At 76.3% G+C, this 15,958-nt stretch carries 11 protein-coding genes; 4 read left to right on the top strand and 7 right to left on the bottom strand.

All coding sequences use genetic code 11. From position 1 onward, the window contains the following. Positions 1-10 precede the first annotated feature (10 nt). From ACIP37_RS06355 to ctaD, 3 genes are all read right to left on the bottom strand, one after another. The gene (locus ACIP37_RS06355) at positions 11-730 is read right to left on the bottom strand and encodes a response regulator transcription factor (protein WP_363584711.1); all 720 of its coding nucleotides are present in this window, start codon (positions 728-730) and stop codon (positions 11-13) included. Positions 731-891: 161 nt separating this feature from the next. After that, the gene (locus tag ACIP37_RS06350) at positions 892-1,419 is read right to left on the bottom strand and encodes a hypothetical protein (RefSeq protein WP_363621700.1); all 528 of its coding nucleotides are present in this window, start codon (positions 1,417-1,419) and stop codon (positions 892-894) included. A 117-nt stretch (positions 1,420-1,536) separates the two neighbouring features. Then, positions 1,537-3,183: a cytochrome c oxidase subunit I gene (gene ctaD / locus ACIP37_RS06345; RefSeq protein ID WP_400803790.1), complete on the bottom strand. Its 1,647-nt coding sequence runs from the start codon at positions 3,181-3,183 to the stop codon at positions 1,537-1,539. Positions 3,184-3,876: 693 nt separating this feature from the next. Between ctaD and ACIP37_RS06340 the strand changes: the two genes are divergently transcribed. Beyond that, complete coding sequence (locus ACIP37_RS06340; protein ID WP_400329503.1) at positions 3,877-5,703, top strand: BTAD domain-containing putative transcriptional regulator; 1,827 nt, start codon at positions 3,877-3,879, stop codon at positions 5,701-5,703. Here ACIP37_RS06340 and lanKC read toward each other — a convergent pair. The 3 genes from lanKC to ACIP37_RS06325 form a co-directional block, all read right to left on the bottom strand. Beyond that, a complete protein-coding gene (lanKC, locus tag ACIP37_RS06335) occupies positions 5,696-8,320 on the bottom strand; it encodes a class III lanthionine synthetase LanKC (protein WP_400802782.1) in 2,625 nt (874 codons plus the stop codon). The genes ACIP37_RS06340 and lanKC overlap by 8 nt on opposite strands. Positions 8,321-8,402: 82 nt before the next feature. Next, positions 8,403-9,710 carry an MFS transporter gene (locus tag ACIP37_RS06330; RefSeq protein ID WP_363584701.1) on the bottom strand — a complete coding sequence of 436 codons (1,308 nt, stop codon included), beginning with the start codon at positions 9,708-9,710 and terminating at the stop codon, positions 8,403-8,405. Between the two features lie 141 nt (positions 9,711-9,851). After that, the gene (locus ACIP37_RS06325; RefSeq protein WP_363584699.1) at positions 9,852-10,025 is read right to left on the bottom strand and encodes a hypothetical protein; all 174 of its coding nucleotides are present in this window, start codon (positions 10,023-10,025) and stop codon (positions 9,852-9,854) included. Between the two features lie 427 nt (positions 10,026-10,452). On the opposite strand from ACIP37_RS06325, the gene ACIP37_RS06320 reads away from it, so the two are divergent. Genes ACIP37_RS06320 through ACIP37_RS06310 form a run of 3 tightly spaced genes read left to right on the top strand, consistent with a single transcriptional unit; the run spans position 10,453 to position 15,057 of the window. Beyond that, the gene (locus tag ACIP37_RS06320; protein ID WP_400843378.1) at positions 10,453-13,563 is read left to right on the top strand and encodes an adenylate/guanylate cyclase domain-containing protein; all 3,111 of its coding nucleotides are present in this window, start codon (positions 10,453-10,455) and stop codon (positions 13,561-13,563) included. Further along, positions 13,560-14,516, top strand: a complete 957-nt coding sequence (locus ACIP37_RS06315) for a S8 family peptidase (protein WP_400802789.1) — start codon at positions 13,560-13,562, stop codon at positions 14,514-14,516. The genes ACIP37_RS06320 and ACIP37_RS06315 overlap by 4 nt, the downstream gene beginning before the upstream one ends. Next, positions 14,500-15,057 (top strand): GAF domain-containing protein, encoded by a 558-nt coding sequence (locus tag ACIP37_RS06310; protein WP_350879761.1) that lies wholly within the window; start codon positions 14,500-14,502, stop codon positions 15,055-15,057. Before ACIP37_RS06315 ends, ACIP37_RS06310 begins: the two co-directional genes overlap by 17 nt. On the opposite strand, the gene ACIP37_RS06305 is transcribed toward ACIP37_RS06310, so the two are convergent. Then, on the bottom strand, positions 15,048-15,941 hold the full coding sequence (locus ACIP37_RS06305; protein ID WP_400802793.1) for a virginiamycin B lyase: 894 nt from the start codon (positions 15,939-15,941) through the stop codon (positions 15,048-15,050). The genes ACIP37_RS06310 and ACIP37_RS06305 overlap by 10 nt on opposite strands. Positions 15,942-15,958: the final 17 nt, after the last annotated feature.

The raw sequence follows: 15,958 nt of genomic DNA, 5'->3' as shown, positions 1-15,958 counted from the left end.
GGACGTCGCGTCAGCCCCGCAGGGAGCGCAGGTGCGCCGGCTGCGCGGCGGCGGCCGCCTGGCGCAGCTCGGTGGAGATCAGCGCGGCCTGCACCCGCCGCTCCACACCCAGCTTGGCGAGCAGCCGCGACACGTGGTTCTTCACCGTCTTCTCGGCGAGGTAGAGCCGTTCGCCGATCTGCCGGTTGGTCAGGCCCTCCCCGATCAGCGCCAGCACCTCCTGCTCGCGCACGGTCAGCGCGGGCCCGGTGGTGACGGGCTGCGCGGGCTCGGCGTCGCTGCGCAGGCGGTTGAGCAGCCGGGTGGCGGCGCCCGGGTCCAGCATCGAGCGGCCGGAGGCGACGGTCCGCACGGCGGCCACCAGGTCGGTGCCGCTGATCTGCTTGAGCACGTACCCGGCGGCACCCGCCATCACGGCGTCCAGCAGCGCCTCCTCGTCGTCGAAGGAGGTCAGCATCAGGCAGGCCAGGCCGGGCATCCGGGAGCGCAGTTCACGGCAGACCGACACCCCGTCGCCGTCGCCCAGCCGGACGTCCAGCACCGCCACGTCGGGCCGCAGCGCGGGCACCCGGACGAGCGCCTGCTCGGCGGTGGCGGCCTCGCCGACCACCTCCAGATCGGGCTCGCCGTCCAGCAGGTCGTGCACCCCGCGGCGCACCACCTCGTGGTCGTCCAGCAGGAACACCCGCACCGGCGCCGGTGCCCCGGCGCCCGCCGTCTTGGTCGCCATCACGCGGCTCCACCTTCGTCACCCCCGCACACTCCCGGCAGGGCCCAGGGCATCATCGCCCACCGACCGCCGCAGGACCCAGGGCCCAACGACCCCATTCGGGCGAGCACACGGGCGGCGCGGCCCCCGGAGGAGCCGCGCCGCCCGTACCGGAGGGGCCGTCAGCGCCGCCGCGCGCTGCCGAGGCCCGCCAGCAGGAAGGCCAGCGCCACCCCGGCCCCGCTGACCGCCGCGAGCACCACCCGGGAGCCGACGGCGCCCTCGTCCGACAGCAGGATCGCCACCGCCCCCAGCGAGGCGACGGCGGCGCCGACGACCAGCCACCCCGCGAGGGTGACGGCGGCGGGGCGGCCGGAGCGCGGCGCCGGCCGGGCGCCCAGGGCCGCCCAGCGGGCGGCGGCCTCGTGCTGCTCCCCGCGCCGGTCCCACCGGGCGCGGACCCGCAGCGCCACGCCGCCGACCAGCCCGGCGAGGGCGATCTGCGCGGCGGGCCGCCAGTCGGGCACGGCGAGCAGCAGCCCGCCGGCCATGGCGAGGGCGGCCCACCACAGGACGCAGGCCGCCGCGGCCGTGCGGGTGGAGCGGGGCCGGTCGGCGCCGGCCTGGAGGTCGGCGATGGCGGGCAGGTACCAGACGCAGCCGCTCGCGGTGAGCGCGGCGGTGCCGATGGCGAGGACGGTGTGGGTCATGGGGCCGGCCTTCCAGGTCGCGAGGGGAGGGAGCCGTCCCCGCCCGTGACGGGGGCGCGGGCGGAGACGGCGGTCGGAGGGTTCGGAGCGGGTGGCCGGGGCGCGCCCGGCCTCGGGTCAGCTGTCCACGGCGGACCGCGCCCGCTCCGCCCTGGTCTGTGGCAGGTCGTACTTGGCCGGGCTCACGTCGCCCAGGTGGGTGGCGGGCTTGCCGGTGTTCTCCAGGACGTCCAGGGCCGCGATGTCGGGGTGGTGGAGGTCGAAGGCCGGGGATTCGGAGCGGATCCTCGGCAGCCGGACGAAGTTGTGCCGGGGCGGCGGGCAGGAGGTGGCCCACTCCAGCGAGCGGCCGTAGCCCCACGGGTCGTCGGCTTCGACCTTCTCGCCGTACTTGGCCGTCTTCCAGATGTTGTAGAGGAACGGCAGGATCGACAGTCCGAGCAGGAAGGAGAAGATGGTGGACAGGGTGTTGAGCGTGGTGAAGCCGTCCGAGGCCAGGTAGTCGGCGTAGCGGCGGGGCATGCCCTCGGCGCCGAGCCAGTGCTGGACCAGGAAGGTGCCGTGGAAGCCGACGGTGAGCGTCCAGAAGGTGATCCGGCCGAGCCGTTCGTCGAGCTTCTTGCCGGTCATCTTGGGCCACCAGAAGTGGAAGCCGGCGAACATCGCGTAGACCACGGTGCCGAACAGCGTGTAGTGGAAGTGGGCGACGACGAAGTACGAGTCGGAGACGTGGAAGTCGATCGGCGGGGCGGCGAGCAGCACGCCGGTGAGGCCGCCGAAGAGGAAGGTGACCAGGAAGCCGACCGTCCAGAGCATCGGTGTCTCGAAACTGAGCGAGCCCTTCCACATGGTGCCGACCCAGTTGAAGAACTTGACCCCGGTCGGGACGGCGATGAGGAAGGTCATGAAGGAGAAGAACGGCAGCAGCACCTGCCCGGTGACGTACATGTGGTGCGCCCACACCGTCACCGACAGGCCGGCGATGGCGACGGTGGCGGCGATCAGCCCCGCGTAGCCGAACATCGGCTTGCGGCTGAAGACCGGGATGATCTCGGAGATGATCCCGAAGAACGGCAGCGCCAGGATGTACACCTCGGGGTGGCCGAAGAACCAGAACAGGTGTTGCCAGAGCATCGCCCCGCCGTTGGCCGGGTCGAAGACGTGCGAGCCGAACTTGCGGTCGCATTCGAGGGCGAGCAGGGCGGCGGCGAGGACGGGGAAGACCAGCAGCACCAGCACCGAGGTGAGCAGCACGTTCCAGCAGAAGATGGACATCCGGAACATGGTCAGCCCGGGTGCGCGCATGCAGATGATCGTGGTGATGAAGTTGACGGCGCCGAGGATGCTGCCGAAGCCGGAGAGCGTCACGCCCATGATCCACATGTCGGCGCCGACGCTGGGCGAGTGGACGGCGTCGGACAGCGGCGCGTAGAGGAACCAGCCGAAGTCGGCGGCGCCCTGCGGGGTCGCGAAGCCGGCGGCGGCGATCAGCGAGCCGAACATGAACAGCCAGAAGGACAGCATGTTCAGGCGCGGGAAGGCGACGTCCGGGGCGCCGATCTGCAGCGGCATGATCCAGTTGGCGAAGCCGGTGAACAGCGGCATCGCGAAGAGCAGCAGCATCACCGAGCCGTGCATGGTGAAGGCCTGGTTGAACTGCTCGTTGGAGAGGATCTGCGTTCCGGGCCGGGCGAGTTCGGCGCGCATGACCAGCGCCAGGACACCGCCGATCAGGAAGAACCCGAACGCCGACACCAGGTACATGGAGCCGATCGTCTTGTGGTCGGTGGTGGTCAGCAGTCTGACCACGGCCGAACCGGGCCGTTTCGGCCGAACCGACGGCTGCGGTACGGAGGTTGGCGGTGGCGTGGGGTCGCCCTGTGCCGGGGTGGCGCTCAAGGACGCACTCCTTAGGAACGTCGTGCGAATGGCTGGCGATCCATGATCCGAACGCACCGCCCCCGCCCCCTAGGGCCGTTCGGCCCGCGCCCCCGGGGCCGCACGGCCCGCGTTCCGGCACCCGGACCGGGACCTCCGGTGGCCGTCGGTCCCTCCCCGGCCCCTCGGGCGGCGCTCACCGCGCCGACGAGCACCGCTGGAGGAACGCCGGAACCGCCCCGGCGCCCGCGCCCCGGACCTCGCCCGCCCGTCCCCGTCCGCCCCGGGGCCCGCACCCCCGGCCCCGGCCCTCCGCCGCACCCCGCCGGCCTCTCCCACCCCACCCCACCGGCCACGACACCGCGCCCGCCGGCCGCCACCGCCCCCGGCCGCCCCCTCCCCCGGATGCCCCCTCCCCCAGGTGCCCGAAGTGTGAGGGTCGCGTGACCGAAACAGGCCGATTCCGTGCCCTACAGATCGGATCGGCCGTCAAGTAGCCTGCGCCCACGCCCGCACCGCACCGGTCACGCCCCCGCTCGGACACGCCCTGGCCCCCACCCACGCCCCGGAGGTACGCCGATGCCCCTGGCCCAGCCCGCCGCCCCCACCCGGCCGCGCTTCTCCGTCCTCGGCCCGCTGACCGGCGAAGCGGACGGCCGCCCGCTCGCCCTCGGTCCGCTGAAGCAGCGGCTGGTGCTGGCCGTCCTGCTGAGCCGCGCCAACACGGCCGTCCCGGTCGACCTGCTCACCGACGCGGTCTGGCCCGAGGAGCCGCCGCGCACCGCCCGCAAGAACCTCCAGGTCTACATCTGCACCCTGCGCACCCTGCTCGGCCGCGACCCCGGGCCCGAACGGCTGGTCCACACCGCCGGCGGCTACCTGCTGCGGGTCGCCGAACCCGAGCTCGACGTCCTGCAGTTCCGCGCCCTCGCCCGGGCCGGCCGGGCCGCCGCCGACAGCGGCGCGCTCGCCCCCGCCGCCCGGCTGCTGCGCCAGGCCCTCGACCTGTGGCAGGGCCCGCCGCTCGCCGACCTGCGCTGCTCGCCCGCCGTCCAGGCCGAGGCCGATCGGCTGGAGGCCCGCTGCCTGGGCGTCCACGAGGACTGGGCGGAGACCGAGTTGGAGCTCGGCAACGCCACCGCCGTCGCCGAGGAACTCGCCGACCCGGCCGAGCGCCACCCGCTGCGCGAACGCCTCCAGGCCGCCCGGATGAACGCCCTGCACCTGTCCGGCCGGCAGGCCGAGGCGCTGGCCGTCTACGACACCCACCGCCAGCTGCTCGCCCGCGAGTTGGGCCTCGAACCCAGCCCCGCCCTGACCGCCCGCTACCGGCAGCTGCTCGCCCACGGCCCGGCCCGCCCCGCCACCGCCCGGCCGGCGCAGCACCCCGGCCCGAGCGGCGCGCTGCTGCCCGCCGACACCACCGACTTCACCGGCCGAAGCCACGAACTGCGGGAGCTGATCGACGCGTTGGCGGAGGGCGGCGAGCGCGTCGCGGTCCTCTCCGGCCCGGCCGGCGTCGGCAAGACCGCCCTCGCCGTGCACGCCGGACACCTGCTCGCCGACCGCTTCCCCGACGGCCGGCTGCTGCTCCGGCTGCGCACCGAGGACGGCGCCCCGCGCCCGCTCGCCGACATCCTCGCCGAACTCGCCGCCCTCACCGGCCGATCCGGCCCGAGACCGGCCGACCCGGCCCAGGCCGCCGCCCTCTGGCGCGCCTCCCTGGCCGGACGCCGGATGCTGCTGATCCTCGACGACGCCCCCGGCGAGGCCGTGGTCCGCGAACTGCTGCCGGGCTTCGGCCCGAGCGCCACCCTCGTCACCTCGCGCAGCCAGCTCGCCGGACTGGCCTCGGTGCACCGGGTCACCGTGCCGCCCTTCGCCCCCGCCGAGGCGCTCGACCTGCTCGGCCGGATCGTCGGCACCGGCCGGACCGGCACCGACCGCGCGGCCGCCGCCCGGATCGTCGAGGCCTGCGGGCTGCTGCCGCTCGCCGTCCGGGTCGCCGGCACCCGGCTCGCCGTCCTGCGCCACCTGCCGCTCGCCGAGTACGCGGCCCGCCTCGCCGATCCGGCCGGCGCCCTGGACGAACTCGTCGCCGGGGACGTCACCGTCCGCGCCCGCCTCGACTCCGGCTGGCGCGACCTCACCGACCAGGGCCGCCTCGCCCTCGGCCGGCTCGCCGCCCTCCCGCTCTCCCTGCTGTTCACCCTCCCCGAGGCCGCCGCCGCCCTCGGCCGCCCCGAACGCCTCGCCCTGCGCACCCTGGAGGCCCTCACCGACACCGGCGCCGTCACCTCCCCCACCGGCGAGGTCACCGCCCACGCCGCCCTCTACGCCCTCCCCCGCCTCACCCACCTGCACGCCCGCGAGCACGCCACTGCTTTGGCCGACAACCTCAGCTGAGCCCGCCGCGCCGGCCGGCACCCCTCGGGCCGAGCGTCAGCACGTCCAGCAACTCCCCGCCCTCCGAGCCCTGTTCGACGGCCCGCAGGGCCAGCAGGACGCCCGCCGCCCCGGTGTGCAGGTCCGCCGAGAACCGCCGCAGCCGCATCCCGGGGACGAGCAGGCCCTCCGGCCGCGCGACCAGGTGCCACTGGAGCTTGCGGACCTGCTCGCGGACGGCGTCCCGGGCCGCCGCCCCGCCCAGCCGGTCCAGCGCCAGCAGCAGCCCGGCGCGGCCCCGGAACAGCCCGGGCTCGCGCACGAATCCGGGTGCGCACACCCGCCGCACGTCGGCGAGGAACTCCCCGAACTCCCCGAACCCGCCGAACTCCCCGGGCCCGCCGAACTCCTCGGACCCGCTGCCGCCGAGCGCCTGGTACTCCCGGGCGACGAGCGCGATCCCGCTGCTGCCACGGTCGAGGTAGGCGAGCCGCCGCCCCCGGTCGAGGACCTGGACCGACCCGTCGGGCACCCGCACGCACTGCGCCACGGCCCGCCCCAGCGCCTCGCGCCCGGAGGCCAGCAGCCAGTCCTCACCGGTCCGCTGGTACAGCCGCAGCTGGACGAGGGCGATCCCGGCCAGGCCGTACAGCAGTCCGGCCGCCGTCGGCGCGCCGAGCCCCGGGACGGTCTGCCCGCGCAGCACCGCGTCGAGCGCCCGCGCGTCGGCGAGGGCGTCCGCGAGTTCGCGCCGGCTGCCGAGGGCGTCGGCGAGCCGCAGCCGGGCGAGCGCGGCGCCGGCCCGGCCGCCGTGGAGGGCGACGGTGGGCGCGGGCCGGGCCTGCCGGGCCTGGGCGGCCAGTTCGGCGGCCTCGTCGCCGCGGCCGACCCGGGCGAGCACGGCCGCCACGCCGAGCGGCCCGTCGAAGAGCCCTCCGGCGCCCGGTCTCGGGCCGCGCCGCCGCATCGCCGCGATCAGCCAGTCCGCGTACTCGTCGGGGCAGGGCGCCCCGGCGCGGTGCAGCGCGTACAGCACGCCGGCGGCGCCGTGGGCGACGCCGGTGCCGCCGTCGGCGAATCCGGCCGGGTCGCCGGGGAAGAGCCGGTCCGGCCGGTCGGGGGTGGCCCCGGCGTGGATGCCGGCGACGAGTTCGTTCCTGGCGGCGTCGAGGGTGGGCCCGGCGAGGAGTTCACGGACCCGCCGTTCGCCGACCGGTTCCACCCGCGCCACCGGTGCCACGGCGCCCGGCCGCACCGGCCCCTCCTCCGGCCCGAGGCCGAACCACTGCCGTGCCCGCCGTTCCAGCGCGGGCAGTTTGCCGGGATCGCGTTCGGCCAGCTCCATCACGGGCATCAGCAGCATCAGCCAGGTGGCCCAGAGCATGTGGCGGTCGGCGTCGGCCCCGTCGAGCCCGGGCGGGGGCTGCAGCGCGCCCGCGCCGGCGAGCGGGACACGGCGGCCGGTGAGTTCCTCCGCGTACTCGAAGTCGACGAGCACCACCGAACCGTCCGGACGGACGATCACATTGGCCGGGTGCAGGTCGCCGAACCGGACGCCCCGCTCGTGCAGGGCACCGAGCGCCTTCTCCAGTCCGGCCACGACCCCGGCTACCCAGTGCGCGTACTCGGCGCGCTGTCCGGCGGTGCAGTTCTGGTGCACCAGCGGGTAACGGCGGATCGCCTCGGCGAACAGCTGGACGCCCTCGATGTGCTCCTGGACCAGGAAGGTGTGCTCCCAGACCGTCCGGACCTCGTGCAGCCGGGGCACGCAGTCCAGGCCGGCGAGCCGTTCCAGCGCCCACTGCTCGCGCCGCAGCCGGGTGACGGCGTCGTCCCCGGCGGCGTCCAGCCCGGCGTGCGGGCGGGCCTCGCGCAGCACCACCCGCTCCCCGGTGGTCCGGTGCTCGGCGAGGTAGATCCCGCCGGCGTTGGAGAACTGCAGCACCTCGACGATCCGGTACGGCAGGTCGCCGCCGGCCGCCTCCCGGGCGGCCAGGTGCGGGCGCAGTTCCTCGGGCGGTTCGACCCAGGCGGGCAGCTGGAACACCGGGTCGCGCCGGTCGGGGACCAGCTCGCCGGACGGGTCGCGCAGCGCGGGCACGGGCCGCCCGTCCTCGTCCTGGCACCACAGCTCGACGAACGCGCCGTAGCGCACGTACACGGGGGCCGTCCCGATCCGCAGGTCGGTGAGCACGTACGGCCCCCGGCGGCCCGCCAGCACCTCGGCCAACTCCGCCGCCACGGCCAGGAACTCCGCCTCCGACCCCGGGTAGACGGTGACGAACTTGCCGCTGCTGCCGCGCCCCATGTACTTGCCGTTCGCGACCCGCAGCGCCTCGTCGCTGCGCAGGAACTTGAACGTCGTGCGGCGCGCCATGCAGACCCGCGCGACGGCCCGCAGAGTCGCCTCGGCCTCCTCCGGCACGGTCGAGACGTGGATCTTCCAGCCCTGCTCCGGCAGCCGGGCGCCGTCCGGCCGCAGCGCCGTCCACAGCCCGCGCCGCTCGCGCCGCCACCCGGCGGGCGGTGCGCCGAGCCCCAGCTGGTACCGGCCGGCCCGGTCGCGGAGCCGGCCGGGGGTGTCGTAGTACGTCGGATCGGCGAGGCAGTACAGCTGGGTCTCCTGGGCGCCGGCCATGGCGCGCCTCCTCTTCCGGGTCGTCTTCCGGGTCGTCTTCCGGGCTCTTCCGGGTCGCTCGTCTCCCGGGCCGCCGAACGGTTCAGCCTGCGGGTGCGGGTAGCGGTGCGGGGGCCGGGGCAGGCGCCGGACCGCGCCGGACCGGCGGCGCCCAGGTGACGACGGCCGCGCAGAGCGAGATGGCGAGCGCCAGCAGGGCGAAGGTCCGGGTGCCGCCGAGAGCGCCGAGCAGCGCGCCGCCCACCAGCGGGCCGAACGGCTGGACCAGGGTGGACAGGAAACCGGCGGCGCTCTGCACCCGGCCGATCCGGTCGGGCGGCGCGGCGAGCAGCATGCCGGAGACGAAGCCGATGCTGGCGACCGTGGACAGGCACATGCACACCGCGCACAGCAGCCCGATCAGCAGCGGGATCCGGGTGAGCACCAGCACCCCGGCGGTGGCCGCGGCCGCCCAGCAGCTGAGCGCCACCAGCCTGCCGTCGCGCACCCCGGGGCGCGCCTCAGGGCGTGTCTGACAATTCCCGTCGGGCGCGTGAATTGTCAGACGCGCCCTGGCCTCCAGCCTCGGGGCGAGCAGCGCGCCGGCCAGGGCGCCGGCCGCGGTGCAGGAGACCACGGTGCCGCCGCCGATCCCGGAGTGGCCGCCGTCGGAGGCCACGGCCAGGGTGGTGAACATCAGCGCGCTGAACGCGAAGTTCATCCCGAGCCCGAAGATCAGCAGCAGGGTGCGCAGGTAGGGCTGGCGCCAGATGAAGCTGAGCCCGGCGGTCAGTTCGCCGCGGCTGAACGCCGCGCCGCTCCTGGCGGCGGGCACCGAGCGGGTCCGCATCAGCGCGACGCAGACGGTGGAGAGCAGCAGCCCGACGCCCTCCGCGAGGAACGGCAGCACCGGGTGCCAGGCGAACAGCGCGCCGCCGGCGATCGGCCCGACCAGCCGGGCGGCGGCGCCGCGTGCCTGCATCCGGGACGAGGCCGCGCGGACCTGCTCGCGCGGCACCACCGCGCGCAGCAGGCCGCCGGCGGCGGGCCCGTAGGCGCTGGTGATGAGCGCCCCGGCGGCGGCCACCAGCAGCACCAGCGGCAGCGGGGTGTGGCCGCGCAGGACGGCGATCACCAGCGCGGTGACGGCGAGCAGGCTGCCGACGTCGCACACCCGCATCAGCCGGCGCCGCTCGATCCGGTCGGCGATGACGCCGCCGGGCAGCATGGTGAGCAGCAGCGCGCCGATCGAGACGGTGCCGATGGCGCCCGCCTGGGCGGCCGATCCGGTCTCCCGCAGGACGAGCAACGGCAGGGCGATCGAGGCGAGTTGGGAGCCGAGCGAGGCCATCAGGCCGCCGACCCAGAGCAGCCGGAAGTCCCGGTTGCGGGAGAGCGAGGTGGGCTCCATGGCCGTCCTCCGGGGTGGGGGGTGGAATCGGGCCGGGGCGGTCCCGCACCGGCGGGACCGCCCCGGAAGCCAATCACTGCCCGGCGGCCGGGGGCGGTGGTGCGCCCGCCCCCGCGCCGGACACCGCTGACCTGCCGCTGGTCAGGCGGAGGTCTCGGCGGAGCTGACGTAGCTGATCAGGCTGAAGCAGCTGCCGTCGGAGGCCTCCTGAAGGACCTTCATCGCCTGGAGGTCCAGGACGTTGGCGGCGTGCGCCTCGACCTCGGGGGCCTCCTCGCTGTCCTCGCCGACGATCGGGTCGATGTTCTCGGCCATGGCTGAACTCCCTTCACTGGGTTGATCGGTGGGGGTTCGACGGGTGGTGGCCCGCCGTGGTGAAGACGGTAGGCAGGCGGGGCTTCGCACGGCCTGCGAACCGGTACGGCACCGGTATGGCCGCAGGTCGGGGCGCCGGCGGCGGCGCCTCCCGGCCCGCCGAGCCCGCCCGGCGGCCCTGCGCACCCGCTCCGGGCTGCGGCCATACCGCCGGCAAGGCGGCCGCGAACCGGGCCCGAAGCCGGGCCGGGGAGCCTGGCCCGGCACGCCCGCACGCCCGGCTCCGACCACGCCCACCCCGGCTCCATGCGCACCCCGACCCCGCGCACTCTCCAGCCTCATGCACCCCCCCCCACGCACTCCCCCGACTCCACGCACACCCCGATGCACTCCCCGCACCGCGAAGGACTAGCGAAGGACTGCCACCATGCCCTGCCCGCTCTGCGCCCAACTCGCCAGCACGAACGACCAGTTCTGCCCCGCCTGCGGCACCCCCCGGGCCGCCGCCCTCGACCTGGCCGCCGAGGAGCGCAAGCTGGTGACGGTGGTCTTCTGCGACCTAGTCGACTCCACCGCCCTGTCCGGCGCGCTCGACCCGGAGACGCTGCGCGAGGTGATCCTGCGCTACTTCGAACGGATGCACCGTCAGATCGAGGCGCACGGCGGCACCTTGGAGAAGTTCATCGGGGACGCGGTGATGGCGGTGTTCGGCGTCCCGGTGATCCGCGAGGACGACGCCCACCGGGCGCTGGCCGCCGCGCTCGCCATGCTGGAGGACCTGGAGGACCTCAACACCGAGCTGGACGCCACCCTCGGGGTCCGCCTGGACGTCCGGATCGGTGTCAACACCGGCCAGGTGGTGGCGGGTTCGGACGCCTCCGCGCGCCAGGCCCTGATCTCCGGCGAGACCGTGAACATCGCCGCCCGGCTCCAGACCCAGGCCGCCCCCGGCCAGGTGCTGATCGGCCCGCAGACCCTGCGCGCGGCGGGGCCGGCCGCCCAGGTGCACGAGGTCGGCCCGCTGCGGCTCAAGGGCAAGGCCGAGCCCGTCACCGCGTACCGCCTGGTCGGGCTGGACGAGGACGACCCCGAGCTGCTGCGCCGCTTCGACGTCCCGCTGGTCGGGCGGGAGCGTGAACTCGCCCAGCTGGACGCCGCACTGGCCCGGGTGGCCGGCGGTCAGGGCGCCGAACTGCTGCTGGTCGTCGGCGAGGCCGGGATCGGCAAGACCCGGCTGGTGCGCGAGTGGCAGGAGCGGACGGGCCGGCACACCGCGCGCTGCGGCACCGGCCGCTGCCGCAGCTACGGCGAGCAGGGCGTCCTGACCCCGCTCGCGGAGGCCGTCGGGGCCCTGCTCGGCGGCCCGGGGACGCCCGCGCCCGCCGAGGCGCTGGACCGGCTGGCGCAGGCCACCGCGCCCGGGGTGAGCGCCGAACAGTCCCTGGACCGGCTGGCCGCGATCCTGCGCGGGCGGACCGTCGAGCGCCCGGCCGTGCTGGTCCTGGACGACTGCCAGTGGGCCGGCCCGGTGCTGCTGGACGCCGTCGAGCGGCTGGTCGCCGCCCTCGGCCAGGCCCCGGTGCTGCTGCTGTGCCTGGCCCGGCCGGAGCTGCCGGCCTCCCGCCCGGAGCTGCCGGGGCTGCCGGTCGGCGGCCTGTCCTGGGACGAATCGGCGCTTCTGGCCGCTCAGTTGACGGAGCTGAGTGCCCACCAGGACGCGGTGCCGACCCGGCTGCTGGAGCGCGCCGAGGGCAACCCGCTGCACCTGGAGGAGCTGCTGGCCGCCCTCACCGAGGCGGACGGCCCCGCGCTCGCCGACGAACTCCCGCCCACGGGCCGGGCGCTGCTCAGCGCGCGGATCGACGACCTGGAGCGCGACGAGCGCACCACCCTGGACCTGGCCGCCGTGCTCGGCCGTGCCTTCTCCGCCGCCGAACTCGCCCAGCTCGCCCACGGCGGCGCCGACCACGACGCCTTCGCCGACCCGGAGGACGACGTCTTCACCGGCCCGTTCGACGGCCTCCCCGGCCTGCCCGCGGGCGACGACACCCCGCCTCGGCTGCACGCCGCGCTGGCCCGGCTGACCGAGCGCCGCCTGGTCGAACCGGCCGGCACCAGCTTCCGGTTCAGCAGCGGCCTGGTCCAGGAGTCGGTCTACCAGTCGATGTCCAAGCGGGCCCGCGCCGAGCGCCACGAACGCGCCGCCGACCTGCCGGCCGTCCGCGCCGCCGGGGACGCCGCCGTCGGCGGCCACCTGGAGCGCGCCCACCGCTACCGGCTCGAACTCGGCCTGCTGGACGCCCGGACGGACGCCCTGCGCACCCGCGCGGCCGCCGCCCTCGGCGTGGCCGGCGCCCAGGCGCTCGCCCACGCCGACCTGCCCGCCGCCACCGACCTGCTGGAGCGCGCCGTCCGGCTGCACTACCCGAACGAGCGCACCGCCGGCCCGGCGCTGCGCCGCCTCGGCGAGGCCCGGCTGGCGCTCGGCCGGGCCGACGAGGCCCTGCCCGTCCTGGCGCAGGTCCGCGACTCGGCCGCCGATCCGCTGGACGCCGCGCACGCCCGGCTCGCGCTGGCCGCGCGCGGTCTGCCGCCCGGCCCGGAGCAACCTGCCGCCACCGCCCGCGCCGTCCTCCCGCTCTTCATCGACCTGCGGGACGACCTCGGCCAGGCCCGGGCCGGGCTGCGCCTGGCCGAGGAGCACCTGCTGGCGGGCCGGCACACCGAGGCGGAACGGCTGCTGGACGACGCCCTCGACCACGCCGCCCGCACCGACGCCGAGCTGGACCGGGCCGCCGTGCTGGCCGCGCTGGCCGCCTCGCTGCTGGCGGGCCCCGAGCCCGTCCCGAACGCCGTCTTCCGGCTGCGGGCCCTGCTGGCCGGGCACGGCGCCGGCCACCGGACGGTGCGGGTCGCGCTCAACGGCCCGCTGGCCGTCCTGCTCGCCCTGCGCGACCGGCCCGGCGAGGCCGAACTGCTGCTGGCCGAGGCCAACGGCCTGGCGGGCGAGCTGTCGCTGGCCGACGCGATGATCTCGCTGCCGGCCCTGACCGCCCAGGCCGCGGCGGCCACCGGCCAGACCGCGCAGGCGCTGGACCTGCTCGCCGACGCCGCCGAGGTCGCCCGTCGGCTGGGCAACTCCGCCCCGCTGCCCCGGCTCGCCCTCACCACCGCCCGCGCCCTGCTGGACGCCGACCGCCCGGGGCCGGCCGCCCGCCACCTGGACGGCGTCGACGCCACGGCCGCGCTGCCGCCGGTGCTGGCGATCGAGCTGGACGCGCTGCGCGGCCGGCTCGCCGCCTCCCGGGGCGAGGCCGACCCGGCGCTGGAGCTGACCGCGGCCGCCGCACAGGCCGCCGAGGCCACCGAGTCGCTGCTGCTCCAGGCGCTCACCGCGCTGGACCGCGCCCACGCGCTGCTGCTGCTCGACCGGCGGGCCGAGGCCGCCGTGGCGGCCGGCACCGCCCGGGACCGCTTCGCCGCCAAGGGCCACCTGCCGGGCGTGCGCCGGGCCGAGCGGCTCGGGGGCGCCCGGTGAGCGGCCCGGCCGGCCTCACCTGGAGCCTGCGCGGCCGGACCGCCGCGGACCTGCCGGTGCTCGCCGACACCACCGCCCACGACACCACCGCCCACGGCAGCGCCGGCCCCGACGGCGCCCTCGACGGCGGGGGCACCGGCGGCGGGGGCACCGGCAAGGGCGTGCGGGTGTGCGTCGTGGACTCCGGCATCGAGCCGGACCACCCGCTGGTCGGCCCGCTGAACGGCTCCTGGGTGGTCGTCAAGGACCCGACGACCCGGGAGCTGGTGGTCCGCCCCGACCGCACCGGCGACACCTGCGGCCACGGCACCGCCTGCGCGGGCATCATCCGCCGTACCGCCCCGGACTGCGAGCTGTACAGCGTCCGGGTGCTCGGCGAACGCTTCACCGGCACCGGCGACATGCTGATCACCGGGCTGCGCTGGGCCGTCGAGCAGGGCTTCGACGTCGTCAACCTCAGCCTCTCCACCACCCGGACCCGCTTCCTGGAGGAGCTGCACGCGATCGCCGACGACGCCTTCTTCGCCCGCACCGCGATCGTCGCCTCCGCCCACAACACCCCGGTGGAGAGCTACCCCTGGCGGTTCTCCTCGGTCATCTCGGTCGGCAGCCACCAGGAGGACGACCCGGCCCTGCACCTGTACAACCCGGCGCCGCCGGTCGAGTTCTTCGCCCCCGGCCAGAACGTCCGGGTCCCCTGGCTCGGCGGCTCCACCATCCGCACCACCGGCAACAGCTTCGCCACCCCGTACGTCGCCGGGCTGTGCGCCCGCATCCTGTCCGGCCACCCGAGGCTGACGACCTTCCAGCTGAAGAGCGCGCTCTACCTCACCGCAGCCAACGTCCAGGTCGGCCCCGGTGCCGGTCCTCACCGTCCCCCAGGCGGGAGTTCGACGACCGAGCCCACCCCGTCCACCCCCATCACGGAGGCGCCCGATGACCCTCAGCACTGATCCCGCCGTCGACCCGCTGGCCCGCGAGCTGCTGCAGTCCGTGGTGGACGTGGCCCGCGCGATCTTCGGCGCCGAGGCCGGCTCGGTCTGCCTGCTCGACGAGGCGGCCGGGGAACTGGTGTTCCAGGCCGTCTCGGGGCGCGGCGAGGAGTCCCTGGTGGGCCGCCGCTTCCCGGCGGGCAGCGGCATCGCGGGCTGGGTCGCCGCCTCGGGCGAGCCGATGGTGGTCGACGACCTGGGTGCGAACCGCACTTTCGACCGGGCCTTCGCCGAGTCCACCGCGTACGTCCCGAACGCGCTGATGGCGGCGCCGCTGACGCACGGCAGCCGGGTGCTGGGCGTCCTGGAGGTACTGGACCCGGCCCCGCAGGCCCGGTCCAGCCTGCCCGAGCTGGACCTGCTCGCCCTGTTCGCCCGCCAGGCCGCCGCCGCCCTGCGGGTCATCGCCGAGCGTTCCCCGGCCCCGGCGGCGGTGCCCGACCGCGCCGCCGCCCTCGACCTGCTGGCCGACCTGGAGGAGCTGCTGCGCCGTCAGCCCTGACGCGGCGCCAACCTCGCGATCGATCCGCGCTCCAGCGCCGCGTACACCGCGCCGTCCGGGCCGACGGCGATGCCGTGCGGCTCGGCGGCCGGGCCGGGCAGTTGGTAGCCGTCGAGCAGCCCGTCCGGGCCGAGCACCCCGATCCGGCCGGCGCCCCACTCGGTGAACCAGAGCCGGCCGTCCGGGCCGCAGGTGATCGCGTGCGGCCGGGCCGCCCGGTCGGCCAGCGGGTACTCGGTGACCTCGCCGTCCACGGTGATCCGGCCGACCAGCCCGCCGCCGATGCCGACGTACCAGAGCGCGCCGTCCGCCCCGGCGGTGATCCCGACCGGGGCGGTGCCCCCGGTCGGCAGCGGGTGGACGGCCACCTCGCCCCCGACGGTGATCCGGGCGACGGCGTCCGCCTGGTTGAGCGTGCACCAGAGCGCGCCGTCCGGGCCGGCCGTGATGAGCGACGGGAAGGCCCCGGCCCGCGGCAGCGGGTACTCCGTCACCTCGCCCTCGACGGTGATCCGCCCGATCCGGTCGGCGTTCAGCTCGGTGAACCAGAGCGCCCCGTCGGGCCCCGCCGCGATCCCGTACGGCCCGGCGCCCGCCGTCGGGACGGCGAAGGAGCACGCCTTCCCGTCGGTGTCGATCCGCCCGATCCGGTGGTCGCGCATCCGGGTGAACCAGAGCGCGCCGTCCGGGCCGACGGTGAGCACCGCGGGCCCGCACTCCGGCGCCCCGAGGCCGTACCGCTCGACCGTGCCGTCCGCCGCCAGCCGTCCGATCTCCCCGGCGTGCACCAGCGTGAACCACACGCCCCCGTCCGGCCCCACGGCGACCCCGTACGGTCCGGCCCCCTCCTCGGCGACCTCGATCAGCTCCGCGATCCGTGCCATGCGAACCCCCGTCCTCA

This window comes from Kitasatospora sp. NPDC088861 (assembly GCF_044750105.1).
Lineage (GTDB): Bacteria > Actinomycetota > Actinomycetes > Streptomycetales > Streptomycetaceae > Kitasatospora.
Note: the sequence above shows the minus strand (reverse complement) of the source record. Positions and strands in the feature narration are given on the sequence as shown.